Source organism: Empedobacter sp. UBA5036 (assembly GCF_002415215.1).
In the GTDB taxonomy this organism is placed as follows: domain Bacteria; phylum Bacteroidota; class Bacteroidia; order Flavobacteriales; family Weeksellaceae; genus Empedobacter; species Empedobacter falsenii_B.
Genome location: NZ_DICC01000017.1, coordinates 15329 through 42083, shown reverse-complemented (window position 1 = coordinate 42083; position 26755 = coordinate 15329). Strand labels below are relative to the sequence as shown.

The window sequence follows — 26755 nt, the reverse complement described above, 5'->3', positions numbered from 1 at the left end:
ACAAAAAACGCTCCTAAAATTAGAAGCGTTTTAATTATTAAAAGTTATTTGTGTAATAATCGAAATATTTACAATTTGATTTTATTTCTTGATATGTTTTCGTGTCCGAATATTGTTTCAAATTTTTAAAATTAGAACGATAATTTGCCACTTTAAACCCTAAAATTTTATCTTCGTTATCATATTGATTTTCGTACAAACGTTTCAACACAGGGTCTTTTGCATTATAAAATCTTCCTTGTTCATTCTTCGACAATGCAAACAATATTTGCGCTTTCATTTCTTTGTCTTTTGTCGAATCAAATGCTTTTTTCAAATAATTTTCTGAAGGCGTAAAATTATCTACGTAATTTCCACCCCAACCAAAACTTTTGTAAAAGAAGTTGCTTGTTGCTTCATACTGATCGCCATAATTATTAAATTTTGGTCCATTATCATTGTTTCGATCAAATGTCAACAAATAACGATAATAGCCCAAAGTCGTCGTATTATAAAAGAAATTTCCCAACAAATAATTTGCTTTCGCAGCTTCTTCGGTATTTTTCTTTGCTATTTTATTCAATTCAATCATCGCATTTGTCAATTCTAATTTTGACATTTTTGGTTTGATAAATTTGAATTCATTCAAATATGGTGTTGCGATCACTTGATTTTCGTCACAATTAAAACATTCGATTTTATTGTAACCAAAAATTTTATTCGGAATATTATGATAGCCATCAAACTGATTTTCTACCCAAGTTTTGCTCTCTTTTTCTGTTGTATAATCGTAATCATAAACAAAATAAGCACTTTCTGACGTATGATATTTTTGATCAATCTTTTCAAATTCTTTCTTCGCCAAATCAAATTTCATTTCACCTAAATACAATGTTCCTTTGAAATCGGCTAAATAATCAGATAATTTAAACTGAATATCTGTCGATTTTTCTGTTCTCCAATCCCATGAACTCGATTTTACTTTTGCATTAATCAAATATTTTTCGAAAGCTGTTTTATTCGATTTTTTATCCAATTTATCCAAATCATTGATAATCGCCCAATCCGGATTTGAACCTAATTGTGTAATTTCATTATGAATCAAAAATGCTTTTCCTTTATCACCTTGCAGAAAATATCGATTTCCCAAAACATCTAAAATCACATTTTTCAAGTTCATTTTTTGATCATCTTCATCTGAATAATCATAAACATCTTCTGGTAATTTTGGATATTCATAATTTAAAATCGACGCATATTTTTGCATCAATTGATTCTCGAAACTATCTGAAATTTTCTTTTGTTCGAAAATCTCTAATAAAATTTCAATCACTTTTTTCTGTTGTTGAAATTCTTTCGATGTTGAATTTACTTTTGCTAAATACGTTTTTGTTTCCGAAAAATTTTTGTTCAATAAATTAAGATATGCCACCGATAAATTCCAATATTCTTTGTTATTAGCTTTTGTTGCTTGCGATTTTGCCAAAGAAATTAATTCATTAATCTGAATTTCATCTTTCGAATTTTCATCAGAACTTCCATAATAATTGTTATTCGTTTTTACAGGTAAATATAAATCCGTATACTTTTTTCGCTCTTGAGACGAATCCCAATAATAATCTTCAGGATTTTGTTGCAAATATTCGCGCTCAATTAAATTGATAGAACGTGCAAATAATATTCTCGCTTGTGGAGCATTCACATCATTCGCAATAATTTTTTTTGCAGGCGCCAACGGATTCGAAAAATCGTTGTAACCTATTAACAAATACAAATCATTTTTTTCTTGAATCGTTTTGGCATTGGCTAACATTTTCTCATAATTCAAATCTTCTGTCACGCGCATCGATTGATAAGCACTCATTTTTCGATCATTTGAATGAGAAAAAACTTCGAAAAAGTCATAATTCGCCTGAATATAATTTCCAAGTGCACGTTCTGCTCCACCTTTTTGATCTAATGCATAATAGTACATCGAATTTTTAAGTCCTTGCGACGCCACATACATGTTAAAATAATTGATGGCATCTTTATATTCATGGAAATAATGGGCAAAACGCACCAATTGATAACCATAACGAGTTTTTAATTCTTTGTCCGTTTCCGCATTCCAACTTTTCTTTAGAACCTCAAGAACTTTTTTATAATTTAGATTATTGACATTTTTCTCTGGACGATCGACATACGACCATTCTCCATTATCGATGTAATAAAAAGCCATGTAAGGTTCTAGGTACTTAGCATACGACAGATAAAGTAAACTTTGTTTATTCTTTTTTACCCAATCTGTTGTCGCAAAATTATAGTTCGCATTGGATGATTTTCCATTCTTTATCATCAAATCAATTTCTTGTTTCGATGCTTTAAAAACCAACTCAAATGCTTGCTGATAGTTAATTCCTAACGTTTTTTGCCAATCCAAAATATTTTCATTCTTTTGATTTGCATCCATCGTATAATATGGATTATCCAACGTCATCAAAAATGGCTGATATTGCGGTGCTTCGCTTAATGTTTGCGAAAAAAGATTGTAGTAATAATAATCTTCTCCACCTCCATCAGCACACGCAAATGCTTTGGTCAAACCAAAAGTTAGGCATAAAGTAAGTACTATTTTTTTCATAATTGTGTTGGTATTGTTTTCAAAAATTTTGAGTCTAAATGATAATAAATCAAGCGATAATTGTAAGATAATTTTGTATCGATAAATGATTTTGTTTCAACTAATAATTCGGGAAAAATCGTTTCAACTTTTATTGTAAAACCTTTGCTCACATAAAAATTTCGAACAAAAAAATCATCTTCCACTTCATAAAATCCATTTCTGATTTTCTTTACAGGTTTTCCTATCAAATCTTGCTCCGAAAAGGAATTGATTAATTTTATTCTTCCTTGATGATTTGTCAAAATTGCCCATGAATAAATTGGCAAAGCAACATCTAATTTGATTGGATAATCGTTTAAATTCTTCAAATAATCTTTCGCTATTTTCAAATCTAAAATCGAATTATTTTCAGATTGATCGGTTGGATTTTCGGTTGCATAACACATCAAAACCATTTTATCCAAAGGCGGAATACCTTCTTGATCTTTAAATTTAACTTGATGCAAACGCAAAGTTGCCGAAAGTTTTTTGCCCGAAATATGTTTCAATTCTGACAAAAACGTAAAATAATTTTCGCGAGTAGATTTCGTCCAATCACAATCTATCTGAATTTCATTGAAGTTTTTCATATTTCCTCTTTCAGCCGTTTCACTCAAAAAATTATACACATCTTTTGCTAAAATTTTGACTTGATCTTTGGATGTATTCAGAAAAGTTTGATTGGTAATAAAAATCGTCGGAATATAATTAACATTGAGTTTTGTTGCATCAAAATTCTGAATAATTCCAACCGGAGAAATTTTATTCAGTTTTTTATCTACATCAAAAAATCGAACGTAAACATTTTCCACTTTCAACGAATCAACCGCTTTTTTTTCTGTTTCGTTCACCAAATAATTACTTCGCCAATAATAAAAATCAATCGGCGACTTTTTGGTTTTGGAAGTACATCCAACCAAACTAATTATCGTAAATAGTATTAAAAATCTGAATAAAAATTTCATACTCAAATTTAACTCAAAATCTACAAAGCACAATCGATGAAAATAGTGAGATTTTATCAAATTAATTGTCGAAATTTATCCTTCATAATATTCTTGAAAAATGAATGATAAAAATTTTCAGCGTGTAATCGAAATGTCTTTTGCGAGTGTTTATCCACACTATATAACTAAAGCAGAAAAGAAAAACCGAACAAAAACGGAAGTTGACGAAATTATTTTTTGGTTGACGGGTTATACTGAAAAAGATTTGGAAGAAATTTTAACGAATAAAACCAACTTTCAAGATTTTTTTGAAAATGCACCAAATTTTAATCCAAATGCAACTAAAATAAAAGGTGTGATTTGCGGTTATCGTGTGGAAGAAATTGAAAATCCATTGATGCAAAAAATTCGATATTTAGATAAATTAATCGATGAATTAGCCAAAGGAAAAACGATGGAAAAGATTTTGAGAAGTTAAGCTACTTATCTCCTCGAATTTCCAGTTCCATATCCCATCAACACATCGTATCGTTGTCCCCAAGGGCGATAGTAAAACAATGCTTGATATTGATTTTCGGTTTGCCAAAAACTTCCGCTCACATAACTTGGATCGATTTTGCCTGTTTTGGTATTTTTTACGACATATTGATAATTGTAATAACCTTGTTTCAAGAATAATTCGGTTACCCAAAATCCTGCATCGTCTTTTTCTAATTTCGAATTTTCATCAATTTCCCAATTATTAAAAGCACCTACAACATACGGAACGTATAATCCATTTTGATCTTCGAAAGCATCTAAGGCAAAATAAACCCATGAATAATCTGCTTCAGAATTTGCTGCATATTCGTTTCCATAACGGTTATTTCGGATATAAAAATTACCATTAATGTCTGGATAATCATCATAAGGTAAATTATATTTCGGAATATCTGCACGCAAAACAGTGTGATAAACACTATCTTTTCTGAATGTTTTTTCTGTTGTTAAACTCGGAACTTCTAAATTTTTGTTATCAAACCAATTGTATTCTGCACCACCGTCAAACAAAATATTAGTATCATTATATGTTAATTGATTTGGACGAGAAAAAGATGGTCGATTGACAAAATAACCTTCGTTCCAATTGTTATTTTTCATCAAAAATAATCTTGCACCATCAGGAACTTCAGTTAAATTTTGTGTTCCACTCGAAACTTGAACTTGCAAACGCTGATTCAATTCTTTTACGGTTGGATTATTGTAACGAGAAACCATCACTCCAACATCCGCAATTGGTTGATAAACGGCAAAACGTTTCGTGAAAATTGGGTTTGAATCATTTTCTAAATACACTTTTAACACATAATTTCCAGGTAATTTTACATTCATTTGATCATTCGGAAATTGAATTTGATAATTGGTATATTTTTGATACGTATTGAATGAATTCTTATATGTTCGCGCATAATCAGCATTAACACCATTTAAAAATTCGGTTTGAAAAATATTCGATTCTGACCAATCTGCATTTCTGTGTTCAATAGAATATTGATAACGCTTATAACCTGCACTGATATCATCAAAAAGAAAAATTAATCTTTCGCTAGAACCTAACTTGATAACGGGTGTATTATCGTTTGTTTGCGGATTAAAAACTTGAACCGTCTTGATATTCTTTGGAGGAATTACATCTTGAAATTGCCCAAAAAGAATTGAAGTCAATAGACAAAGTATAATCGAATAGAATTTCATTTTCATTATAATTTTGATTGTTAAAAATACAAAAAAAGCGCATGCCTTTTTGAAAAAGACATACGCTTATATAACTCTAAAATTTATTTTTTAGTACAAAGCAGGAAACTCGTTTGGTTTCGCTTCGCGCATTAGTTCATAGACTTGTTCTGTAATATCATCAACAGAAGGTTTTGAAAAATAATCTCCATCAGTCGCATACGCAGGACGGTGAGCTTTCGCTGTAATCGTCAATGGTGCGCTATCTAATGTAAAATATCCACCTTGTTTCTCGATAATTTCTTGTAACAAGAATGCACTTGCTCCACCTGGAACATCTTCGTCAACAATAACTAAACGATTCGTTTTGTTCAAACTTTTTGCAACATCTGCATTGATATCGAAAGGCAATAAAGATTGTGCATCAATTACTTCAACAGAAATACCTAGTTGCTCCAATTCTTTCGCAGCATCCATCACAATTCTCCAAGTAGAACCGTATGTTAATAACGTTACATCTTTTCCTTCTTTTGTAATTTCTACTTCACCTATTGGCGTTGTAAATTCTCCAATATTAGTTGGTGCAGGTTCTTTCAAACGATAACCATTCAAACTTTCTACAACAATTGCAGGCTCATCTGCTTGCATCAATGTATTGTAAAAACCTGCGGCTTTTGTTAAATCACGTGGAACTAAAACATTCACGCCACGAACCAAATTCAAAATTCCTCCCATTGGCGAACCTGAATGCCAAACACCTTCTAAACGGTGACCACGCGTTCTGATAATCACAGGCGCTTTTTGACCTCCATTCGAACGATAAAGCACAGTTGCCAAATCATCAGAAATTCCTTGTAAACAATAAAGGATATAATCTAAATATTGAATTTCTGCAATTGGACGTAAACCACGCATCGCTAATCCAATTCCTTGACCAAGAATTGTTGCTTCGCGAATACCTGTATCCGAAATACGATCGATACCATATTTTGCTTGAAGACCTTCTAAACCTTGGTTTACATCACCAATATTTCCAGCATCTTCACCAAAAACTAATGCCTTTGGATATTTTTCGAAAATTTTATCAAAGTTATCACGAACAATTACACGACCATCTTCTAACGCTGGATTTTCTCCAAACTCAGGTTTTACTTGTGGTACTTGAGTTGCCGTTCCTGAAACTAATTTAGTCGAATAGATTTCTTCTTCGCGCTTCATTTTGGCATCTAACCAAGAAATTAATTCAGCTTTTGTAACTAAATTTTCTGAACGTATTAAACGAATTACTTTACGAACAGCTCCATAAACATCACGTTTGAAAGGACTTTTCTTTGATTTTAGATTACTAATTTCAATGTTGATAAAAGCACCGTTTGCACTTTCTAAAGCAATTTTCGTTAATAATTCTAACGCTTCATTTTTCAAATCCAAAATTGGATTCAAATAATCGTCCCAACATTGTTTTTGAGAAGCTTTTACTTCAGCTTTTACTTCAGCTTCTAATTGATCCAACTCTTCCGCAGAAATAATTGCTTCTGAATGATCTGCAAATGCTAAAATATATTCACGGAATTTTGAGATTCCATCAAAATCTTTTTCCCATGTCAAACGCTCCTCTGATTTATAACGCTCGTGCGAACCAGAAGTCGAGTGACCTTGTGGTTGCGTACATTCTTGCACGTGTACAATACACGGAATGTGATGCTCACGCGCAAATCTTTCTGCACGTGTATACGCTTCAATCAAAGCAGGATAATCCCACGCTTTTACAGTAATAATTTCGTAACCTCTTTCCTCTTCCGTTCTTCCGAAACCTGATAATAATTCAGAAAGATTCGATTTTGTGCGTTGAAATTTAGCTGGTACAGAAATTCCGTAACCATCGTCCCAAATAGAAACAACCATTGGCACTTGCAAAACTCCACCTGCATTTATCGTTTCCCAAAAATGACCTTCAGAAGTACTTGCGTCACCAATTGTTCCGAAAGCAATTTCATTTCCGTTTACAGAAAATTGTTGATCTTCGTCTGATTGAGGAACATTTCTAAAATATTTTGAAGCTTGTGCTAAGCCTAACAAACGTGGCATTTGACCAGCTGTTGGCGAAATATCAGCACTCGAATTTTTTTGTTCTGTTAATTTTTTCCAAGAACCATCTTCATTTAAAGAACGTGTTCCGAAATGAGATGTCATTTGACGACCTCCTGATGAAGGTTCTTTCTCTAAATCTGTTAAAGCGTATAATTGTGCAAAAAATTGTTCAACAGTTAATTGACCAATTGCGAACATAAATGTTTGATCGCGATAGTATCCAGAACGGAAATCTCCATTTTTGAATACTTTTGCCATTGCAATTTGTGGTAATTCTTTTCCATCACCAAAAATCCCAAATTTTGCTTTCCCAGTAAGTACTTCTCTTCTTCCTAAAAGACTTGCTTCACGAGACATAAAAGCCGTCTTGTAATCATTAATGATTTGACTTTTAAACTCTTCGAAAGTAATTTTATTTACCTCTTTTGTTTCCATTTCTTTTGTTTGTTGCATCACAAATTTAACAAAAGATTTGTAACTTACACCATACAATTTGCGTCTAACGAATAGATTATAGAATTGTATCATCCAATTAATAACTATAAAAATAAATACATGAAAAAAACTTTACTGAGTATATGTCTGGTTTTTGCCTTTGCAAATTCACCATACTTAATGGCTCAAACGAAATCTGGAAACGCAACTTTTGTGACGCAAGTAGAAGGAATTAAGGAATACAAACTACCAAATGGATTACAAGTTTTATTAGTCTCTGATCAATCGCAAAGTAATGTTGTAGTAAATATTGTTTACAATGTTGGTTCTAAACACGAAGGTTACGGTGAAAAAGGAATGGCGCATTTGTTAGAACATATGTTGTTTAAATCAACAAAAAACTTAGGTGATATCAAGAAAATGTTATCTGACAAAGGTGGACGTGCAAATGGAACGACATATTATGATCGTACAAATTATTACGAAGTTTTCCCATCAAGCGACGAAAATTTACGTTGGAGTTTGGAAATGGAAGCTGATCGTATGATTAATGCAACCATTAAACAAGAAGATTTGGACAAAGAATTTTCGGTTGTACGTAATGAATTTGAAATTGGTGAAAATGATCCGTCAAGTGTTTTAATGGAACGCGTTATTTCTGCTGGCTATTTATGGCACAATTACGGAAAATCTACAATTGGATCTAAAGAAGATATTGAGCGTGTAAAAACACCACAGTTGCGCAAATTCTACGAAAAATATTATCAACCAGATAATGCAACCTTAATTATTGCTGGAAAATTTGACGAGAAAAAAACGATGGAATATGTGAATCAGTATTTTGCTTCGATTCCAAAACCAACTCGTGTTTTAGACGAAATTTTAACAGTTGAGCCAGCGCAAGATGGTGAAAAATTTGTTGAAGTAAAACGTGCAGGAGATTCCCAATCTGTTGGTGTAATGTATCACGTTGCAGCATATAGCGATAAAGATTATGCAGCAATTGATGTTTTAAATAATATTTTAACTTCAGATCCTTCGGGATATTTGTACAAATCTTTAGTTGACACACACAAAATTGCTTCAATTTGGGCGTATAGTCCAGAAGTTCGCGATGCGAGTTTCTTCTACATCGGAACTGAAATTCCAAAAGAGAAAAATATCGAGCAAACTAAAAATGATATTCGTTCAGAATTAGACAAAGTTGCTACAATTAATTATACTGATCAAGATGTGCAACGTGCGAAAGCAAGTATTGTGAAAAACATCGAAAATCAAAAAAATAATACGATTAATTATGCCATTGGTTTAACAGAAATTGTTGGTGCTGGTGATTATCGTTTAGGTTTCTTGTACCGCGATAATATCGAGAAAGTAACCAAAGAAGATGTAAAACGTGTTGCTGAAAAATATTTTAGAGCGAATAATAGAACAGTTGGAACTTTTATTCCGACGAAAGATGAAATTCGTGTAAAACCGACTGAATTAACGAATAAACAAATCTCAGATTTAGTTTCGAACTACAAAGGTCGTGCAGTTGAGAAAGAAGCAAAACCATTTGAAGCTTCGATCAAAAATTTGAAAGCTCATTATGCAGAAGGAAAATTGAACAATGGTCTAAAATACGGAATCATCGATAAAGAAATTAAAGGTGAAAAAGTAATTCTTTCGTTTAATTTGCCAGTTTCTAATGAAAAAGATTTGGCAAATAAAGGAATGATTGGTCAACTAACAGCTGAATTGTTAATGTCTGGAACGAAGAATCTAACAAAAGAACAAATCAAAGATCAATTAGATGCTTTAAAATCTTCGGTTGGATTTAGATTTAGTGGACAAAATTTATCTGTAACAATCAATACGTACAAAAATTCATTAGACAAAACTATGGATATCGTACGTCAAATCATTACAGAACCTACTTTCCCAGATGCTGAATTAGCGAAATCTGTAAATGAATATGTAACATATTTGGATGCAAATACAAACGATCCGCAAGCATTAGCCTTCAACGAAATTAGTCGTTTAACATCTAATTATCCTAAATCTTCTATTTTCTACACAGCTTCTTTTGCTGAAACGAAAGATGATTTGAAGAAAATCAAACAAGCTGATTTAGTTGATTTTTATAAAAATATTTTAGGTGCGCAAAATGGTGTTGTTTCTATTGTTGGAACAAATGACAAAGCAAAAGTTGAAAAATTATTGAATGATACTTTTGGTAAATGGAACAGCAAATCGAAGTACGAAAAGGCGTATCCAACTTTTACAGCAACGAAGAAAGAGGATAAACTTTACAACATTCCAGACAAAGAAAATGCTGCTGCAGTTGGATCAATTAACTTCAAAATGAATCGTGAAAGTGCTGATTACGCCGCAATGGTTATGGCAAATGAAATGATTGGAAGTGGAGGATTTTTATCTGCTCGTATTCCAATGCGATTAAGAGAAAAAGAAGGAATCAGCTACGGTGCAGGTTCATTTGTTTCGATTCCAAGCGATCCTAAAAACGATGTTTCTTCTTGGGGATATTATGCATTCTTGAATCCAACAAAACGTGAAGCGGTAGAAAAAGCATTGAAAGAAGAAGTTGCAAAAGCATTGAAAGATGGTTTCACAGCGGACGAATTGAAAACAAATATTGTAAGTTGGAAAAACGGTCGTACGACTTCTTTGGGAACTGACGGAACTTTATTAGGTTTATCGAATGGTTATTTATTGAACGGAATTACGTTTGATGAATTTGATAATTTAGAGAAAAAGGTAGATGCATTGAATATAAACCAAGTAAACGAGGTTTTCAAAAAGTACATTTCTTTGGATAAATTGACTTCTGTTTACACAGGAACTTTTGATAAAAAGTAAATACAATTCATCAAAATAGAAAGAAAGCTTCAGATTATTCTGGAGCTTTTTTTATGATTTATTTAGAATAAAATTCTGTATGATTATTCATTTTCGGTCTAAAATGTGAAAAAATTTGTTAAAAAACCCTCATTTTAACATCATCATAAGTTTTTGGCATCATAATTTCTTAACACTAGAAACAATAAAAAAACAATTAACCTTAAATAATAATTCATATGCAAGGATTAGAAGAAAACAATCAACCAACAAACAAAGGAAAAAACGGTTTAGTAGTTCCTTTGGCATTAGTCGGAATCTTATTAGCAGGAAGTGTAGGATATAATATTTATCAAGCAAACCAAATCGGGAATCTTGAAAAAAATGAATCTTTAAATTCTCAAATCCTTAAAAACGAAACGGGTCAAAAAGATCAAATTCGTAAACAATATGATTCGATTTTAAACGACTATACACAATATAAAGCTCGCATCGAAGATCGTAACAATTTATTGGGCGATAAAGAAAATATGATTCAGTTAAAGAATCAAGATATTCAAGAAATTCTAGATAAAGACAATCCTACTGCAGAAGAAATGAATCGTGCTCGTAAAATGATCAACGATTTAGAAGGAAGTGTAAAAAATTACAAATCTGAAGTTGCGCGTTTACAAAAAGAAAATGCAATTCTTGTACGTAGTGTTGACGAATTAAATAATAAAAATTCTGCTTTAACAACAGATAACAACAATTTAAGAGAAAACAATAAAGAGTTAACATATAACTACGAAACAGAAAAAAGTGTTCGTCAAAAAGACAATGCAATTTCGAAAGGAAAGATTAATGAATTAAGTTCAACTTTATCTGTTTCTAGTCAACAAATCAAAGGAATTCGTGTAAGAAATAGCGGAAAAGAAGTTGAAAAAACACGTGCAAAACGTATTGATAAAATTCGTGTTTCTTTTGATGTAGATCGTAATTCGAGAACAGAATCTGGAGAGAAAAAATTATATGTTGCTATCTATAATCCTGATGGAACTTTAGGAAGATATGGAAATGCACAAGGTGGACAAATTGAATTGAGATCTGGAGATACAGTTAATTTCTCTGATGCAATCAACTTTAATTACACAAACGGACAAACAAAAAATATTACGTTTGATTGGGAAAACGAGGAATTCCAAAAAGGAGTTTATACGTTCAATGTTTACGAAAATGGATTTAAGATTAGTCAAGCAAAAATAACCCTAAACTAATTATTGATACAAGACTAACCAAGAAAGCTCAGCAATTGCTGAGCTTTTTTTTGATTTAATATATTTTTTAAATATTATCGTTTCAAAAGATTAATACTAACAGTTGCCAATTCGTTGTTTGGATATTTTTTGAACAATGTTTTATCTGGAACCAAACCAGTTTCTTGACAAATACGATGAAAAACATCTACTTCCACAATATATTGATCCGAGAATCCATGCGTCGCATCATACGCTGTTGCAGGCGTATTTCCTAAATTCTTCGCCGTTAAATCTGGAGAAATCGTATGTAATTCGATCAACAACAATCCAAATTTATCTACATAAGGCGCCCATTTTTTAAGATGGTTCAATAAGTTTTGTTCCACATCATTGTTTGATAATCGTTTTCCTCTAAACGCAAAAGCTCCTGTAGAAGCACTAATTCGATTTGTTTTGACATCTTTTACATCTTCCCAAATTCGATTATGATCTAAAAATGTTCGGATATTTAATAAATCACTCAACTCTATTGAATAATCATTTTTCAAATCTGTTGCCAAACGATCTGGATCGCCAATGTCACCCCAAATCACTTTTGCCCAAATATCATTTTTAATTAAATTGGCACGCGTTACTTTCAATGCTGCTTGATTATAATCTGCACCAACCAAGAAAAGTGGATATTCGTCTAGATGTTTTCCGCGTAAGGTTTGACGTTCTATGACATCATACAAATGTTGCAAAAGCGCTCCATTTCCACATCCCATATCCAAAATTCCTTTCGGTTGCTCTTCTATTGGACGATTAAAAATATCAACAATAAACTCATCAATCACTTTGAAATAAGTAGAATGCGCTCCTCCACTACCCCAAACATTCATTTCGCGATTTACGTGTTGCTCATCTTCACCTTCGGTAATTTCGCGTAATTTTGTTGGCGAACCGAAAAGTAAATCATTCAACTTTGCAAACATTGGCAAATAAGAAACTGTAACGCCATACGATGTTGCACGACGCGCAAAAAACAACCCTATTTCGGTGAATTTATAGTTTTTTTCGTGTTTTGTAAACCAACCTAATTCGGTTAATCGTTCCAAAATTTTCTCGAAAGTTTGTGGATTTTTGTGAAATTCATCTGGATTGAAAGAAGCTTCCATAAAGTATTTATGAAACAAACCGCTCATTCCCATTCGCACAATAATTGGTCCAACTAAAACGCCTTCGATATGTTTGGTAATTTGATAATGCAAAGGTTTTTCAAGAAACTCTTCGTCGTCAGCAGTCATCAAATAAGTTTTATATTTATCAAATAATTTAATCCATTTTTTACAAAATTCATCCGAAAAATCATGTTGATTAATTACTTCATTTTCTGCCAAAAAAACAGCTAAATCATGGTAAATATCAACATTAGTAAATGCGCGATCTGAATATTTATTGGTTTGAATCTCGACGCTATTTTCTGCATTATTCACTGAATATTCTAACATATTCTGCGAAGCCAACACACGCAAAGCAACATTTAGATAACCTTCGTTTGCCTGAAATTCGTTTGTCAATTCTTCTAACTGTATAGTTTTACGCTCGACGATATAATGCAAAGCTCCTTTTTTAGCCAAAGCACTTAATACCGGAGCCGTTACCAAACCATCGAGATGTCTAAAAATTAACGATCTCAAATATTTTTTATCCATTTTGGGCGATTTTTTCTACTATAAATATATTGAAAATTGCGAAAAGTTGATGTGAAGGTTATTGTAAAATTTTAAAAATTAGAAATTAAAAAAAACCTCATCTATTGACAAGGTTTTTGATGTATTTGATTAATCAATTTTGATAAAATTACCATTCAAATCAAATTTCAAATCGACATTATTTTGTAACAATTCTACTTTTATTTCTTTGTCTTTTGTATCCATTTCAATTGATTTCGCATCGATTTTAGGATATTTTGATTGAAGATATTTTTGAATATTATCTGGGAAAAATTTAATCGGAATCGCTTTTCCTAAACCATTTTTCACCTCCTTCCAATCACCATTATCTGTAAATTCTATTTTTGTTCCGTCTTTCAACTGAATATTATATGTTGTGATATTGCGTTCAACTTCTTTTATCGCATTCACAAACTCCATATTACCAAAGTTTTTCGAAACAAAATTTTGTGCATTAACAGGTAAACTATTTGCTGAAATCACCGTTTCATTCGGATCAATATTTACCGTTTTTTGTTGACCATTATCTTGTAAAACCACATAAGTATTTTGTGAAGTCAATGACTCTGGATGATTCGCAATATCACTTTCCGAAACAATTGGTTGTTCTGCAACTTCAGATTTACTTGTGATAACTTCTGAGTTTTCTGTTTTCTTCGATTCGCACGAAGAGAAAACTAAGCTTAAAATGACGGCTGTTGATAAAATTACTTTTCTCATGATTTGGATTTTAAACGTTTATCAACAAGCATTATACCATAAAAAAAGCTGATTAAAAATTTAACCAGCTTTTAAGAGTTTATTTTTTCTTCTGAACTAAAATCAGGTATTCCCAAGGTTTTAATTTCAGTTTTGTTGTAGCATCAAATGTCACATCTTCGTTGTTCATAAAATTTTTGTACACACCATTAATTGGAACTGTAATTTCTTTATTTGCTTTCGTAAAATTCGCAATAAAATAAGCTTCTGTCGTATTTTTTTGACGTTTGAACGCTAAGATAGATTTATCATCAGATGTTTTCAAACGTTCGTAAGAAGCCGCTTTTTTCGCTCCATTAAACGCTTCATTTGTGATTTTTAATTCTCCTAACTTTTCGTAAACGCCACGCATTTTTGCTGTTGAATTACGATCAATAGAATCTTTGACAAAGAATTTTAAACGACGATTAAAATCTTCTTCTTGTCCATTATAAATCAAAGGAATTCCTGGTAAAGTATACGTTAATGCAGCAAATGTTTCGACCGCATCACCCATTCTTTCGTACTCAGTTCCAGCCCAAGAATTTTCGTCATGATTTGATGTGAATAATAATTTATAATCATCCGCTTGCCATTTTTTCGGAATCGAATCCATGTACGCATCAATCGCAGAAACATTCTTTTTACCTTTTGCAATGTCATTCATGATATGATGAATTTCCCAACCATAAGCGGCATCGAACGCATTATTTGCTAATAAATCTGGCTTCTCTGTTTCACCTAACATAAAAATTTCGCGACCTTTTGCCAATTGTGGTTTTGCTTCGTTCCAAAAATCTGTTGGAACTTCGTGCGCCATATCACAACGGAAACCATCAATTTTGAAATCATCTAACCAATATTTCATATCGGCAATCATCTGTTTGCGCATTTCTTTGTTATCGAAATTTAATGCCACAACATCCGACCAATCGTAAGGAGAATGCATTTTTCCGTTCTTATCTTGTTCGTACCAATCGGGATGTTGTTTTACCCAAGGATGATCCCAAGCCGTGTGATTCGCAACCCAATCCAAAATCACATAGATTCCGTTTTTGTGCGCTTCATCAACTAATTTCTTAAAATCTTCGGCATTTCCAAATTCTGGATTGATTCCTCTATAATCTTTGATCGAATAATACGAACCTAAACCTTCTTTTCGATTTTCTTCTCCAATTGGATAAATAGGCATAATCCAAAGGATTTTAACACCTAATTTTTTGATATTCGAAATCTCATTTGTTACCGCAGCAAAAGTTCCTTCTGGCGAAAATTGACGAACATTCACTTCATAAATCACAGAAGTTTCCGCCATATCAGCCGTAAAAGGCAAAATACTTTGTTCTTTCCTTTCTTTTTTAACGTCTTCTGACTTTGTTTCCTTTTTGCTTTCACAACTTGTCAAAAACAAAGTTGTTATCAAGGTTAAACCAACTATTTTTTTTATCATTTTTCTTCTATTACTTCTCAAAAAATTAATTCACTTTTTCCAATAATACAATATCAGAAGTCGTATTCAATTCTAAATTTCCGTTCACAACTTTTCCTGAAAAACCTGAATAAGCATCGCGAATTTTAGTACCATCTTTCCAGATAGAACTTACATTAATTGTTTTTTTACCAATTGGCATTTCCAATCCAATCACCACTTCGTCTGTTTTATATTTTCTTGTAAAAATATACGGAGAATTTTGCAAATCTGTTTGATTTCCTGCTCCAACCGCTGGATGATCTCGTCTAAATTGTCCTAATTTTTGGTAATGATTCAATAATGATTCCGTTTCTGAATTTGGTTTGATATCTTCCCAATTCATATTCGAACGAAGATTTGCATCTCCATCAACACCTTCAACCTCTAACGGACGAGCCGTTTCGTCTCCATAATAAATTTGCGAAATCCCTGGCGCCAACAACAATCGAGTTCCTGCGTCCCAAGGATTTTGACGATCTTTATCAAAAGGCGAACCATCATCGTGCGATGTAATGTAGCTCATTACAGACTTTCCTTTCATCTTGTTTTGAAGAATATCATTGTATCGATCAAAAACAGTTTGATTAGATTCTTTTTGAGTTGAACGTAAATCAAAATTGATTAATGCATCAAATCCATTCTCGAAATAATTAACCGTTTTATCAGGGAAATTATATTGTTGACCATCATTAATCGAATATCCATAAACTTCTCCTAACAAGAAAAACTTATTATGATCCAATATTTTTGTAGGATTATTCGCTTTATATTCAGCAAACGCATCTTGACAAATTTCTTCGAATTTCTTCCAAACATTTTCTTCTGTATGTTTCACCGTATCGACACGATAACCATCAATTCCGTACTTACGAATATAATCTGAAAGCCATTTCATAATGTAATATTTCGGTGCTTTTGGAAGATTATATTTCGCGAAAAAAGCATTCAATTCAGCAACTTCTTTGTCCAAACGACCTTCTTGCGACCATTTTGCTAACAATTGCGGTGGCAACATCACATCATTTTCTGATTCTGTTAAAATGTCTGGAAGATTTTTCACCAACGTACATTCTATCGTCGTTTTGTAAGATTCATAGGTACATTGTGGCGAAACACGAACCCAATCAGCAGGAAAAACGCCGTCCGAATTTGTGACTGGACCTGTGTGATTAATCACCGCATCCAACATAATACGAATGCCTTTCGCATGGGCTTTGTCTACCAATTCTTGCAACTCTTTTTCAGTTCCCCAGTTTTTATCAATCGACGTCCAATCTTTTGTCCAATAACCGTGAAATCCATATGTTTTTCCTTGTCCTTCGTCTACAAAACCGTGAATTTGCTCCACAATCGGTGTCATCCAAATCGCATTAACTCCTAAATCTGAAAAATAATTATCTTCTATTTTATTGATTACTCCACGAAAATCTCCACCTTCAAAACCTCTTAATTTAGAAGTTTCAGCAGTTCTCCCATAGTTGACATCATTCTTTTTATCTCCATTCGCGAAACGATCGGTCAACAAAAAATAAATATTTGCACCATTCCAAACAAATGGTTGTTTTTCTGAATGATTTGTTTGCGTAGCTTGTGTTGTTGTTTTTGAACAAGAGCTTAAAAACAATGACGCTATTCCTAATGTGAAAAGTATTTTTTTCATAATACGTTGTATGTTTTAAGTTCTACGTTTTAAGTGAAATATTTCTCAACTTATAACGTAGAACTTGTAACTTAAGACTTATTTAATCTCTTTAATGCTAATTGCAAAACCTCCACCAGCTTGAGATGTTAAATCTAAAACAGATTTTGAATCAACCTTTTTTGTTTCGATTTTATAGGCTTGAGGATTTGTTTTATAATGCGCATCTTTTGCATCAGCATAGATTTTCGCTTCGTATTTTTTTCCTTTATCTAAGAAATCTAATTTGATTTTCGTTGAACGTGGCGTTTCACCATTTACATTTCCAACAAACCAATTATTTGAGTTTTTGTCTTTACGTGCAATTGTTAAATATCTTCCTGGTTCAGCTTCTAAATAGTTAGAATCTTGCCAATCTACAGGTACATCTTTGATGAATTGAAATGCATCAGAAAATTGTTTGTAATGCTCAATAATATCAGCAGCCATTTGCAAAGGCGAATACATTGTCACGTATAAAGCCAACTGATTTGCAATCGTAGAATTGACGTGAGAATGGTTGTTTGGATTTAATTTTTTCACATCCATTTCGAAAATACCAGGCGTGTAATCCATTGGTCCACCTAAAAGACGCGTGAAAGGTAAAACCGTTACGTGATTTGGTTTAGAACCACCGAAAGCTTGGTATTCTGTTCCACGTGCAGATTCGTTTCCAATTAAATTTGGCCATGTACGCGCAACTCCTGTAGGACGAACCGCTTCGTGTGCATTAACCATTATTTTATAATCAGCCGCTTTTTCGATTGCATATTGATAATGATTAATTGTATTTTGGCTGTAATGATAATCTCCACGAGGAACAATATCACCAACATATCCACTTTTTACTGATGTATAACCATTATCGTTCATGAATTTATATGCTTTATCCAAATGTCTTTCGTAATTACGAATTGATCCCGAAGTTTCGTGATGCATCATAATTTTTACACCTTTTGATTTTGCGTAAGCATTTAACATTTTCACATCAAAATCTGGATAAGGCGTTACAAAATCGAACACGTAATCTTTATGATTACCAAACCAATCTTCCCAACCTTCGTTCCATCCTTCTACTAAAACAGCATCGAAACCATGTTTTGCAGCAAAATCAATGTATTCTTTTACACGCTCGTTATTTGCACCATGTTTTCCGTTTGGTTTCGCATTTTTATAATCGGTTATACCTAATTGTACTGTGGGGAAATCGTCTGTATAAGCCCAAGAGCTTTTTCCTGTAATCATTTCCCACCAAACTCCAACGTATTTTACAGGTTTGATCCAAGAAGTATCTTTAATTTTTGAAGGTTCATTTAAATTATAAATTATTTGCGGCCCTTTAAATGCAACTTCTCTTGCATCATCGCTCGCAATAATTGTACGCCAAGGCGTATTAAAAGGTGCTTGTAGATATCCTTTATCGCCCAAAGCATCAGGAGTCAACCACGATTCGAATGTTAATGTTTTATCATCTAAATTCAAACTCATTGCAGGATAGTTAATCAACGCTGCTTCGTGTAAATTGATGTAAAGTCCATTTGTTGCTTTCATCATCAAAGATGTTTGTACTCCTGTTTTTGAGAAAGCTTGTTGAGATGCATTTCCAATATAAGCTTTATCAAATAATCCTCTAATTTCTGATAATTTAGATTCTGTGTAATCGTATTCTTGCGTATCGTAATCACCAGGAATCCAAAAAGCAGTATGATCTCCTGCCATTGCGAATTGTGAATGCTCTTCTTTGATCACAAAATATTTCAAATTCTTTTGTTCTGGGAATTCGTAACGGAAACCTAATCCTTCATTAAACAAACGAAAACGAATAATCATTTGTCTATCTGTATTTGGTTGAGAAACCGTCACCGCTAATTCGTTGAAATTATTTCTGATTTTGTCTACTTCTCCCCAAACCGGTTTCCAAGTTTCATCAAAAGTTGATGTTTTAGTATCAATAATTTTGAAACCTGATAAGAAGTTTGCAATGTCTTTTGCACGCTCATCTTCTACTCGATCTTGCACTGCAAAATCCATTTCTTTATGCTTCGTTTTAAACTCAAATCCTAAATGACTTGGTTTAACCACATCTTTTCCTTTGTATTTTAACTGATAAGTAGGTTTTCCATCTTTAGACAACGAAAAATCCATTACAAAATTTCCGTTTGGAGATTTCAATTCTTGTCCATAAACCATATTCATCATCGCGATTCCTAACCCCAGTATAAACTTAAAGTTTTTCATATTTCTTGTTTTTGTTTTATTGTCTGTTTTATGCTTTACGCCTAATGCGTAAAGCAATAAATTTCTTGTCAAGCTGAACTTGTTTCAGCTTCTCATTCTCTACTTTATGTGATCCTGAAATGAATTCAGGATGACTTTTATATTTCATTCATTTTTGTCTTGACACAAAAACGAATCAAAAAAGTCAAGGCGGTAAATCTATTTGACTAAAAATTTAAACCGTTTCGAGAATGATTTAAAAATTCGCTATCGCTCATTAAATCATTTTTACTCTTCACTTTTTAAATTTTATTTACGTCATATATTTAATGCCATTTTTTATAATACGTTTTCAGAATAAACGTGAAACCTACTACTTTCCAAGTTCAATAATCATCGAAGATTTACCATCAATTGTGATTTCTCCGTTTGTATTGATTGGTAAAACTTTGTCCGAAATAATATCTTTTCCAGAAGTAAATCCGTTTAATGATTCTGCAAAACGATCTAATTTGAACGTTTGTTTTTCTGGATTTGCATTCAAAATAATCATTACAGATTCGTTTTCATTGTATCTAAAATAAACGTAAACATTATTTTGTGGCATGTAATGTTTTGTTTTTCCTGAATGAATAACTTCTTTATTTTTTCGCCAATTGAAAAGTTTTGCTGTAAAATCGTGAAACGTTTTTTGCTCCGAAGTTCTTCCTTCATTTGTAAAAGCCGATTGTTTATCTGACTTCCAACCTCCAGGAAAATCTTGTCGAATTGCTGCATCACCTTTACTTTTATCTCCTCGCATCCCAATTTCAGACCCGTAATATACTTGAGGAATTCCGCGAACAGTCGAAATTAATGACAAACCAAGTTTATAATCATTCACATCTCCATTCATAATTTCGTTCCAACGTTCTGTATCGTGATTTTCCATAAACACAAACATATTGTTGATATCTGGATATAGAAAATCATTGGTGAACGAATTATACAATTTAATCATTCCTTTATCCCACGATTCCTCTTCCTTGATTGCTTTTGGCAATTCTGAAAACAATGGAAAATCCATTACAGAAGGTAAATACGAATTATAATTATCGATTTCAGCAATTTTAGAATCTTTTTGCCAATACGAAATATGCGCAGACGAATACATCCAAGCTTCTCCAACTACATTGAAATTTGGATATTCTGTCGTAATTGCTTTCACCCATTTCGCCATTCCTTCTTTGTCATTGTACGGATATGTATCAACACGCATTCCTCCTAATTCTGCATATTCTATCCACCAAATTGCATTTTGCGTCAAGTAATTTAGCACTAACGGATTTGATTGATTCATATCTGGCATTGTATAATCAAACCAACCATTCAACGCTTCTTTTTTGTCTACTTCTGCAGCGTTTTTATCAAATTGAGTTGTTGTACGATAATTGGAACGACGGAAACCATCTTTTCCTCCAGGAAATTTGTGAATCCAATCTTGCGAAGGCAAATCCTGAATCATCCAATGCGAAATTCCCCAATGATTTGTCACATAATCTTGAATCAACATCATTCCACGTTGATTTAATTTCTGCGATAATTCGCGATAATCTTCATTGCTTCCGTAACGTCCATCAATCTTATACAAATCAGTTTGTGCATAGCCATGATAGGAATGTTGTTTCTCGTTATCTTCATTAACAGGCGTTAACCAAACCGCTGTTGCACCAAGATTTTGTAAATAATCTAAATTGTTGATAATTCCTCGCAAATCCCCACCATGACGACCATCTGGAATAGAACGATTGGCTTTATCTGTTAATTCTTTCTTCGAATCGTTGCTTTCATCACCATTTGCGAAACGATCTGGCATAATCAAATACACCATATCTTTTGATGTAAAAGATGTTCGATTTGCAGAATTTGGTTGACGATCTTTTAATTCATATGTATACGAATCAACAATTTTATTTTTGTTTTTGATGTTAATTTTGAATGATGATTTGTTTACTTCATTCGTATTAATCGTTACAAAAACATAATTTGGATTTTCAGTTTTCTGTAAATTTTGAATTTTAACATTATCTGATAATTCAATATTGTATTTACTAATATCTTTTCCATAAACTAGAATTTGAACTTCTGGATTTTTCATTCCTTTCCACCAAAACATTGGCTCAACTTTTTGGATTTGAGCAAACGCAAATGTTGATAGGAAAGATGATAATAATAGTATTTTTTTCATGTGTTTTGTTTTTTTAGATTCCTCCATTCGTCGGAATGACATTTACTTTACTACATTAATGAAATTGTCATTCTAAGTTTATCGAAGAATCTTATTATTATTCATTTTTGTCTTGACACAAAAACGAATCAAAAAAGTCAAGGCGGTAAATCTATTTGACTAAAAATTTAAACCGTTTCGAGAATGATTTAAAAATTCGCTATCGCTCATTAAATCATTTTTACTCTTCACTTATTAAATTTTATTTACGTCATAGATTTAATGCCATTTTTAAAATACGTTTTCAGAATAAACTTAGAACGTAGAACTTAAAACCTATTACTTTAAATAAAAATACCCTGAAAACCGAAGCCTTCAAGGTATTAGATTCCCTTTATTAAATCGAAGGCTGAACAACTACTTTCTGGTCGAAAACATAAACCTCTAATGGTTCTGTTCCTTCCAATTCAAATGTTGTTTCTCCTTTATTTACAATAACTTTTAGGATTTGATGACGGAAATTTACTTTAAATGTAAAACCTTCCCATTGTTCTGGTAAACGTGGCTCAAAATACAATTGATCGTTTTTCACACGCATTCCACCAAATCCTTCTACAATCGACATCCAAGTTCCAGCCATAGATGTGATGTGCAATCCTTCGTGAACTTCTTTGTTATAATCGTCTAAATCTAAACGAGAAGTTCTCAAATAAAATGTATATGCTTGCTCCATTCTCCCCAACGTTGCCGCTTGAATAGAGTGAACACAAGGCGATAATGATGATTCGTGAACCGTTAATGGTTCGTAAAAATCAAAATGTTTTTCTAATTGATCTTTCGAAAATTGATCTTCGAAATAATAGAACGATTGTAAAACGTCTGCTTGTTTGATATAAGCTGAACGTAAAATTCTATCCCAAGACCATTTTTGATTAATCGGACGTTCTTCTTTTGGTAATTCAGAAACAGGTGTTAAATCTTTATCCAAGAAACCATCTTGCTGTAAATAGATTCCTAATTCTTCGCTGAATGGAAAATAAATATTCGCCGCAACTTCTTTCATCTCTGCTAATTCTGCATCAGTAATACTTCTTTTTGCAGCGATACGAGCGAAATCTTGAGGATAATTAGTTTTGACGTTTTCAACTTGTTCCAACAAATAATTCATACACCATTGCGCACAATAATTTGAATGGAAATTGTTGTTAACGTTATTTTCGTATTCGTTAGGACCTGTAACACCTAACATCACATATTGTTTTTTGTCGTTTGACCAATTTACACGCTGTTTCCAAAAACGCGCAATTCCTAATAAAACCTCTAAACCAGCTTCTGGAATATACGTTTGATCTCCCGTAAAACGAACGTAATTGTAAATCGCAAATGCAATCGCTCCATTTCGGTGAATTTCCTCGAATGTAATTTCCCATTCATTGTGGCATTCTTCACCATTCATCGTAACCATCGGATACAAAGCTGCACCTTTGTTGAAACCTAATTTCTCACCATTTTCAATTGCTTTATCCAATTGATTAAAACGGTACATTAATAAGTTTCGCGCAACTTCTTGATTTTTTGTCACCATATAAAATGGCAAACAATATGCTTCTGTATCCCAATATGTAGAACCTCCGTATTTCTCTCCTGTAAAGCCTTTTGGACCGATATTTAAACGTGCATCTTTTCCAGAATACGTTTGATTTAATTGAAAAATATTAAAACGAATACCTTGTTGCGCTTTCGTATCACCTTCTATCGTGATATCAGCCATTTCCCAAATCTTTGCCCAAGCTTCTTTTTGGTTTATTAACAATTGTTCATAACCTTGTTCATTTGCTTGAGATAATACATTTTCGGCAGCGTTAATTAATTCATTTTTAGGATGATTTGTCGAAACTACATAACCTCCAAATTTCTCAATTGTCGCTGTATCATTTGCTTTTACCTCAACTTCGTATGTGAATTCTACTTTTGTTTCAGTTTTAACAGCATTTGTTGGCACGATTTGTTGATAACTTCCATTTACTAAGATTTTATTCTGCATAAATGTTACGACTTCAAAATGAGTTTTGAACGTACGCGCTTGAACGAAACCTTGTTCACCTTTAATTTCAGAAGAAATTGGTTCCCAAAAAATCTCTTCCCAGTTCGCATCTTCGTTTTTTACAGCTGCATCAACATAAGGTTTGAAGACAATTTTCGCATCTCCATTGATTGGTTTGATGTCATATTTAATTGCTCCTAATTCATCTAAATCAGCAGAAAGAAAACGTCGAACAAAAACCGCAATTTCTAATCCAGAAGGTAAAACCGCAATAAATGAACGATCTAATAAACCTTCTTTCATGTTCAATTCGCGACGGAAATTTTTGACTTCTTTACAAGTGTTTAAATCAAATTTTTCACCGTTAATTTCGATGTCAATTCCAATCCAAACTGACGCATTTAATACTTTTGCAAAATATTCTGGATAACCGTTTTTCCACCATCCCACTTTTGTTTTGTCAGGATAATAAACGCCGGCAATATAGCTTCCTTGAAATGTATCACCTGAATAAAATTCTTCGAAATTAGCACGTTGTCCCATTGCTCCATTTCCTATAGAAAATAAACTTTCAGACGATTTTACACGATCTTTTTCAAACCCTTCTTCGATAATTGACCACGCATTCGGGATGATATAATCTTGATTCATTTTGTTTGTTGTATGTAGTTTGTATAATTATTGATTGATTAATTCGACCAAGAAATCTGTTGAGATTTCAGTAAAATTATTAAAGTTGTATTTTGCTTCATTCAAAACCGAAGCTTCTCCAATTCCGATGCTTGTCATTCCTGCAACATTTGCAGCTTCAATTCCTGCAACAGAATCTTCAAATACAATTGAATTTTCGTTTGTTTGATTTGCTTTTTTCGCTCCAACGATAAAAACTTCTGGATCTGGTTTTGCGTTAGAAACATCGTTTCCGTCCACGATATCATCGAAGTAGTTTAAAATATTAACTTTCTCCAAAATTGGACGCGCATTTTTAGAAGCCGATCCCAAAATAATTGGTTGATTGTTTTCTTTTAGAAAGTTTAAAACGTCCATTACACCTGGTAAAATTTCAGAATCGTCCATCTTATCGATGTATTCTAAATATTCTTTGTTCTTCTGAACTAACCATTCGTTTTTCTGCTCATCAGAAGCTTCAACATTTCCCAATCCGAGAATAATTTCTAATGATCGCACACGAGAAACACCTTTCAATAATTCGTTATGTTCATGCGTAAAATCGATATTTAGATTATTCGCTAATTTTTTCCATGCTAAATAATGGTACTTTGCAGTGTCAACGATGACACCATCTAAATCAAAAATAAATACTTTAGTTTTCAAAATGATTATGCTTTGATTGGTTCATCCACATCTTTTACGCGCGTTACAAAAAGTGCTGCAATAATTAGCGCAACACCGCTGGTAACAATGGCGTAGATTGGATTATCGTGATATAAATATTTTACAATTGGACCGCCCAAAAGAGCGTTAATGATTTGAGGCATACAAATGAAGAAATTAAAAATCCCCATGTAAACACCCATTTTTTTAGCTGGAATTGCTCCTGCTAAAATTGCATAAGGCATCGATAAGATACTTGCCCAAGCAATTCCTACTCCGATCATGGAAAGGATTAATAATTTTGGATCGTGAATAAAATAGATTGAAATTAATCCTAATCCTCCACAAATTAATGAAATAGCGTGTGTTGTTTTTCGACCAAATTTTAAGGCGATTGCAGGTAAAAAGAAGGCGAAAATTGCAGAAATTCCGTTGTAAACACCGAAGATAATTCCAACCCAATCTCCTGCTTTTTGATATGTTTCTGAATGTGTATCACTCAAAGACAAACCGTACACATGATGAGCGATTGCTGGTGTAGCGAATACCCACATTCCGAATAATGCAAACCACGTAAAAAATTGCACCAAGCCTAATTGTTTCATCGTTTTTGGCATATTTCCAAAATCGGTAAAAATCTGTGTTAAGCTTGCTTTTTCTTCAACAATTGGTTCTCTACCTTCTGCTTTTTCGAAAGCGTCTAATTCTTCTGGCGAATATTCTTTTGTTGTAAAAATGGTGATTAAAACGGTTACAATAATTGCGATTGCTCCAATAATGAATGATAAAATTAAGTGAAACGGAACTTCTCCTTCCGCTGCAACACTTGAAACACCAAACCAGTTGCTCAAAATATAAGGTAACCACGAACCTACAACAGCCCCTAAACCAATAATTACAGTTTGAATTGAATATCCTAATGTACGTTGATCCGAAGGCAACATATCAGCTACAAATGCGCGCATCGGTTCCATGGCGATATTGAATGAAGCATCCATTATCATCAAGAATCCAGCGCCCATCCATAATGCAGGCATCAATGCCGTAAATGCACCTGCTTGTGGCATTAAGATTAATCCGAAAGAAGCCAATAAAGCTCCTACTAAAAAGTATGGTTTTCTTCGTCCAAATTTGGACCAAGTATTATCTGAATAATGACCAATAATAGGCTGAACAATCAATCCCATTAACGGTGCAACAATCCAAAACCAAGACAATTCGTGCACATCAGCACCAAATGAACTTAGAATACGGCTCGCATTTGCGTTTTGCAAGGCGAAACCCATTTGAACTCCTAAATATCCGAAACTTAAATTCCAGATTTCAAGAAATCCTAATCTACGCTTTCCCATTATCGTAATTTTTTTATGTATTTTACGATAAGCGTTTTATGCTTATCAAAACTATATTTTTGTAATTTGAGAAGTAAAAATATGTTTTGATTTGTTTACAATGTTAAAACT

General features: G+C 32.8%; 16 protein-coding genes. 3 read left to right on the top strand and 13 right to left on the bottom strand.

The genetic code is table 11. The features are described 5' to 3' along the window. Positions 1-37: 37 nt before the first annotated feature. Both B4J88_RS01760 and B4J88_RS01755 read right to left on the bottom strand, forming a co-directional pair. Positions 38-2602 carry a hypothetical protein gene (locus B4J88_RS01760; protein WP_291066054.1) on the bottom strand — a complete coding sequence of 855 codons (2565 nt, stop codon included), beginning with the start codon at positions 2600-2602 and terminating at the stop codon, positions 38-40. Continuing rightward, positions 2599-3588: a hypothetical protein gene (locus B4J88_RS01755; RefSeq protein WP_280045498.1), complete on the bottom strand. Its 990-nt coding sequence runs from the start codon at positions 3586-3588 to the stop codon at positions 2599-2601. The genes B4J88_RS01760 and B4J88_RS01755 overlap by 4 nt, the downstream gene beginning before the upstream one ends. Positions 3589-3688: 100 nt before the next feature. Between B4J88_RS01755 and B4J88_RS01750 the strand changes: the two genes are divergently transcribed. Beyond that, positions 3689-4048: a DUF2200 domain-containing protein gene (locus B4J88_RS01750; protein ID WP_280045497.1), complete on the top strand. Its 360-nt coding sequence runs from the start codon at positions 3689-3691 to the stop codon at positions 4046-4048. A 5-nt stretch (positions 4049-4053) separates the two neighbouring features. Here the strand turns inward: B4J88_RS01750 and B4J88_RS01745 are convergent, their stop codons facing one another. Together B4J88_RS01745 and B4J88_RS01740 are read right to left on the bottom strand one after the other, a co-directional pair. Beyond that, complete coding sequence (locus tag B4J88_RS01745) at positions 4054-5310, bottom strand: type IX secretion system plug protein domain-containing protein (RefSeq protein WP_286495085.1); 1257 nt, start codon at positions 5308-5310, stop codon at positions 4054-4056. An 84-nt stretch (positions 5311-5394) separates the two neighbouring features. Then, positions 5395-7809 (bottom strand): alpha-ketoacid dehydrogenase subunit alpha/beta, encoded by a 2415-nt coding sequence (locus B4J88_RS01740; protein ID WP_291047720.1) that lies wholly within the window; start codon positions 7807-7809, stop codon positions 5395-5397. 120 nt (positions 7810-7929) lie between these two features. Here B4J88_RS01740 and B4J88_RS01735 point away from each other — a divergent pair, with 120 nt between their 5' ends. Together B4J88_RS01735 and B4J88_RS01730 are read left to right on the top strand one after the other, a co-directional pair. After that, positions 7930-10671 (top strand): M16 family metallopeptidase, encoded by a 2742-nt coding sequence (locus tag B4J88_RS01735; protein WP_291066052.1) that lies wholly within the window; start codon positions 7930-7932, stop codon positions 10669-10671. Between the two features lie 218 nt (positions 10672-10889). Next, positions 10890-11906: a hypothetical protein gene (locus B4J88_RS01730; protein ID WP_291066050.1), complete on the top strand. Its 1017-nt coding sequence runs from the start codon at positions 10890-10892 to the stop codon at positions 11904-11906. 74 nt (positions 11907-11980) lie between these two features. Here B4J88_RS01730 and B4J88_RS01725 read toward each other — a convergent pair whose 3' ends face one another. From B4J88_RS01725 to B4J88_RS01685, 9 genes are all read right to left on the bottom strand, one after another. Continuing rightward, positions 11981-13582: a class I SAM-dependent methyltransferase gene (locus tag B4J88_RS01725; RefSeq protein WP_291066048.1), complete on the bottom strand. Its 1602-nt coding sequence runs from the start codon at positions 13580-13582 to the stop codon at positions 11981-11983. 129 nt (positions 13583-13711) lie between these two features. Continuing rightward, positions 13712-14323, bottom strand: coding sequence for a PepSY-like domain-containing protein (locus B4J88_RS01720; protein WP_280035334.1), 612 nt, complete (start codon positions 14321-14323; stop codon positions 13712-13714). 79 nt (positions 14324-14402) lie between these two features. Next, a complete protein-coding gene (locus B4J88_RS01715; protein ID WP_221853991.1) occupies positions 14403-15791 on the bottom strand; it encodes an alpha-amylase family glycosyl hydrolase in 1389 nt (462 codons plus the stop codon). A 25-nt stretch (positions 15792-15816) separates the two neighbouring features. Then, the gene (locus B4J88_RS01710) at positions 15817-17472 is read right to left on the bottom strand and encodes an alpha-amylase family glycosyl hydrolase (protein WP_291066045.1); all 1656 of its coding nucleotides are present in this window, start codon (positions 17470-17472) and stop codon (positions 15817-15819) included. A 78-nt stretch (positions 17473-17550) separates the two neighbouring features. Then, positions 17551-19728 (bottom strand): glycoside hydrolase family 97 protein, encoded by a 2178-nt coding sequence (locus B4J88_RS01705; protein ID WP_291066043.1) that lies wholly within the window; start codon positions 19726-19728, stop codon positions 17551-17553. A 352-nt stretch (positions 19729-20080) separates the two neighbouring features. Continuing rightward, on the bottom strand, positions 20081-21934 hold the full coding sequence (locus B4J88_RS01700) for a glycoside hydrolase family 13 protein (protein ID WP_115001942.1): 1854 nt from the start codon (positions 21932-21934) through the stop codon (positions 20081-20083). 376 nt (positions 21935-22310) lie between these two features. Beyond that, positions 22311-24608 (bottom strand): glycoside hydrolase family 65 protein, encoded by a 2298-nt coding sequence (locus B4J88_RS01695; protein WP_291066041.1) that lies wholly within the window; start codon positions 24606-24608, stop codon positions 22311-22313. Positions 24609-24635: 27 nt separating this feature from the next. Continuing rightward, the gene (pgmB, locus tag B4J88_RS01690; protein ID WP_280035343.1) at positions 24636-25292 is read right to left on the bottom strand and encodes a beta-phosphoglucomutase; all 657 of its coding nucleotides are present in this window, start codon (positions 25290-25292) and stop codon (positions 24636-24638) included. Between the two features lie 5 nt (positions 25293-25297). After that, positions 25298-26644: an MFS transporter gene (locus B4J88_RS01685; RefSeq protein WP_114998827.1), complete on the bottom strand. Its 1347-nt coding sequence runs from the start codon at positions 26642-26644 to the stop codon at positions 25298-25300. Between the last annotated feature and the right edge of the window lie 111 nt (positions 26645-26755).

What these genes read in the sequence shown, in the direction of transcription:
- B4J88_RS01710 (WP_291066045.1), bottom strand. Translation starts at nt 17,472, where the DNA reads ATGAAAAAAATACTTTTCACATTAGGAATAGCGTCATTGTTTTTAAGC.
- B4J88_RS01750 (WP_280045497.1), top strand. Translation starts at nt 3,689, where the DNA reads ATGAATGATAAAAATTTTCAGCGTGTAATCGAAATGTCTTTTGCGAGT.
- B4J88_RS01755 (WP_280045498.1), bottom strand. Translation starts at nt 3,588, where the DNA reads ATGAAATTTTTATTCAGATTTTTAATACTATTTACGATAATTAGTTTG.
- B4J88_RS01695 (WP_291066041.1), bottom strand. Translation starts at nt 24,608, where the DNA reads ATGAATCAAGATTATATCATCCCGAATGCGTGGTCAATTATCGAAGAA.
- B4J88_RS01720 (WP_280035334.1), bottom strand. Translation starts at nt 14,323, where the DNA reads ATGAGAAAAGTAATTTTATCAACAGCCGTCATTTTAAGCTTAGTTTTC.
- B4J88_RS01735 (WP_291066052.1), top strand. Translation starts at nt 7,930, where the DNA reads ATGAAAAAAACTTTACTGAGTATATGTCTGGTTTTTGCCTTTGCAAAT.
- B4J88_RS01705 (WP_291066043.1), bottom strand. Translation starts at nt 19,728, where the DNA reads ATGAAAAACTTTAAGTTTATACTGGGGTTAGGAATCGCGATGATGAAT.
- B4J88_RS01715 (WP_221853991.1), bottom strand. Translation starts at nt 15,791, where the DNA reads ATGATAAAAAAAATAGTTGGTTTAACCTTGATAACAACTTTGTTTTTG.
- B4J88_RS01740 (WP_291047720.1), bottom strand. Translation starts at nt 7,809, where the DNA reads ATGGAAACAAAAGAGGTAAATAAAATTACTTTCGAAGAGTTTAAAAGT.
- B4J88_RS01745 (WP_286495085.1), bottom strand. Translation starts at nt 5,310, where the DNA reads ATGAAAATGAAATTCTATTCGATTATACTTTGTCTATTGACTTCAATT.
- B4J88_RS01730 (WP_291066050.1), top strand. Translation starts at nt 10,890, where the DNA reads ATGCAAGGATTAGAAGAAAACAATCAACCAACAAACAAAGGAAAAAAC.
- B4J88_RS01760 (WP_291066054.1), bottom strand. Translation starts at nt 2,602, where the DNA reads ATGAAAAAAATAGTACTTACTTTATGCCTAACTTTTGGTTTGACCAAA.
- B4J88_RS01700 (WP_115001942.1), bottom strand. Translation starts at nt 21,934, where the DNA reads ATGAAAAAAATACTATTATTATCATCTTTCCTATCAACATTTGCGTTT.
- B4J88_RS01685 (WP_114998827.1), bottom strand. Translation starts at nt 26,644, where the DNA reads ATGGGAAAGCGTAGATTAGGATTTCTTGAAATCTGGAATTTAAGTTTC.
- B4J88_RS01725 (WP_291066048.1), bottom strand. Translation starts at nt 13,582, where the DNA reads ATGGATAAAAAATATTTGAGATCGTTAATTTTTAGACATCTCGATGGT.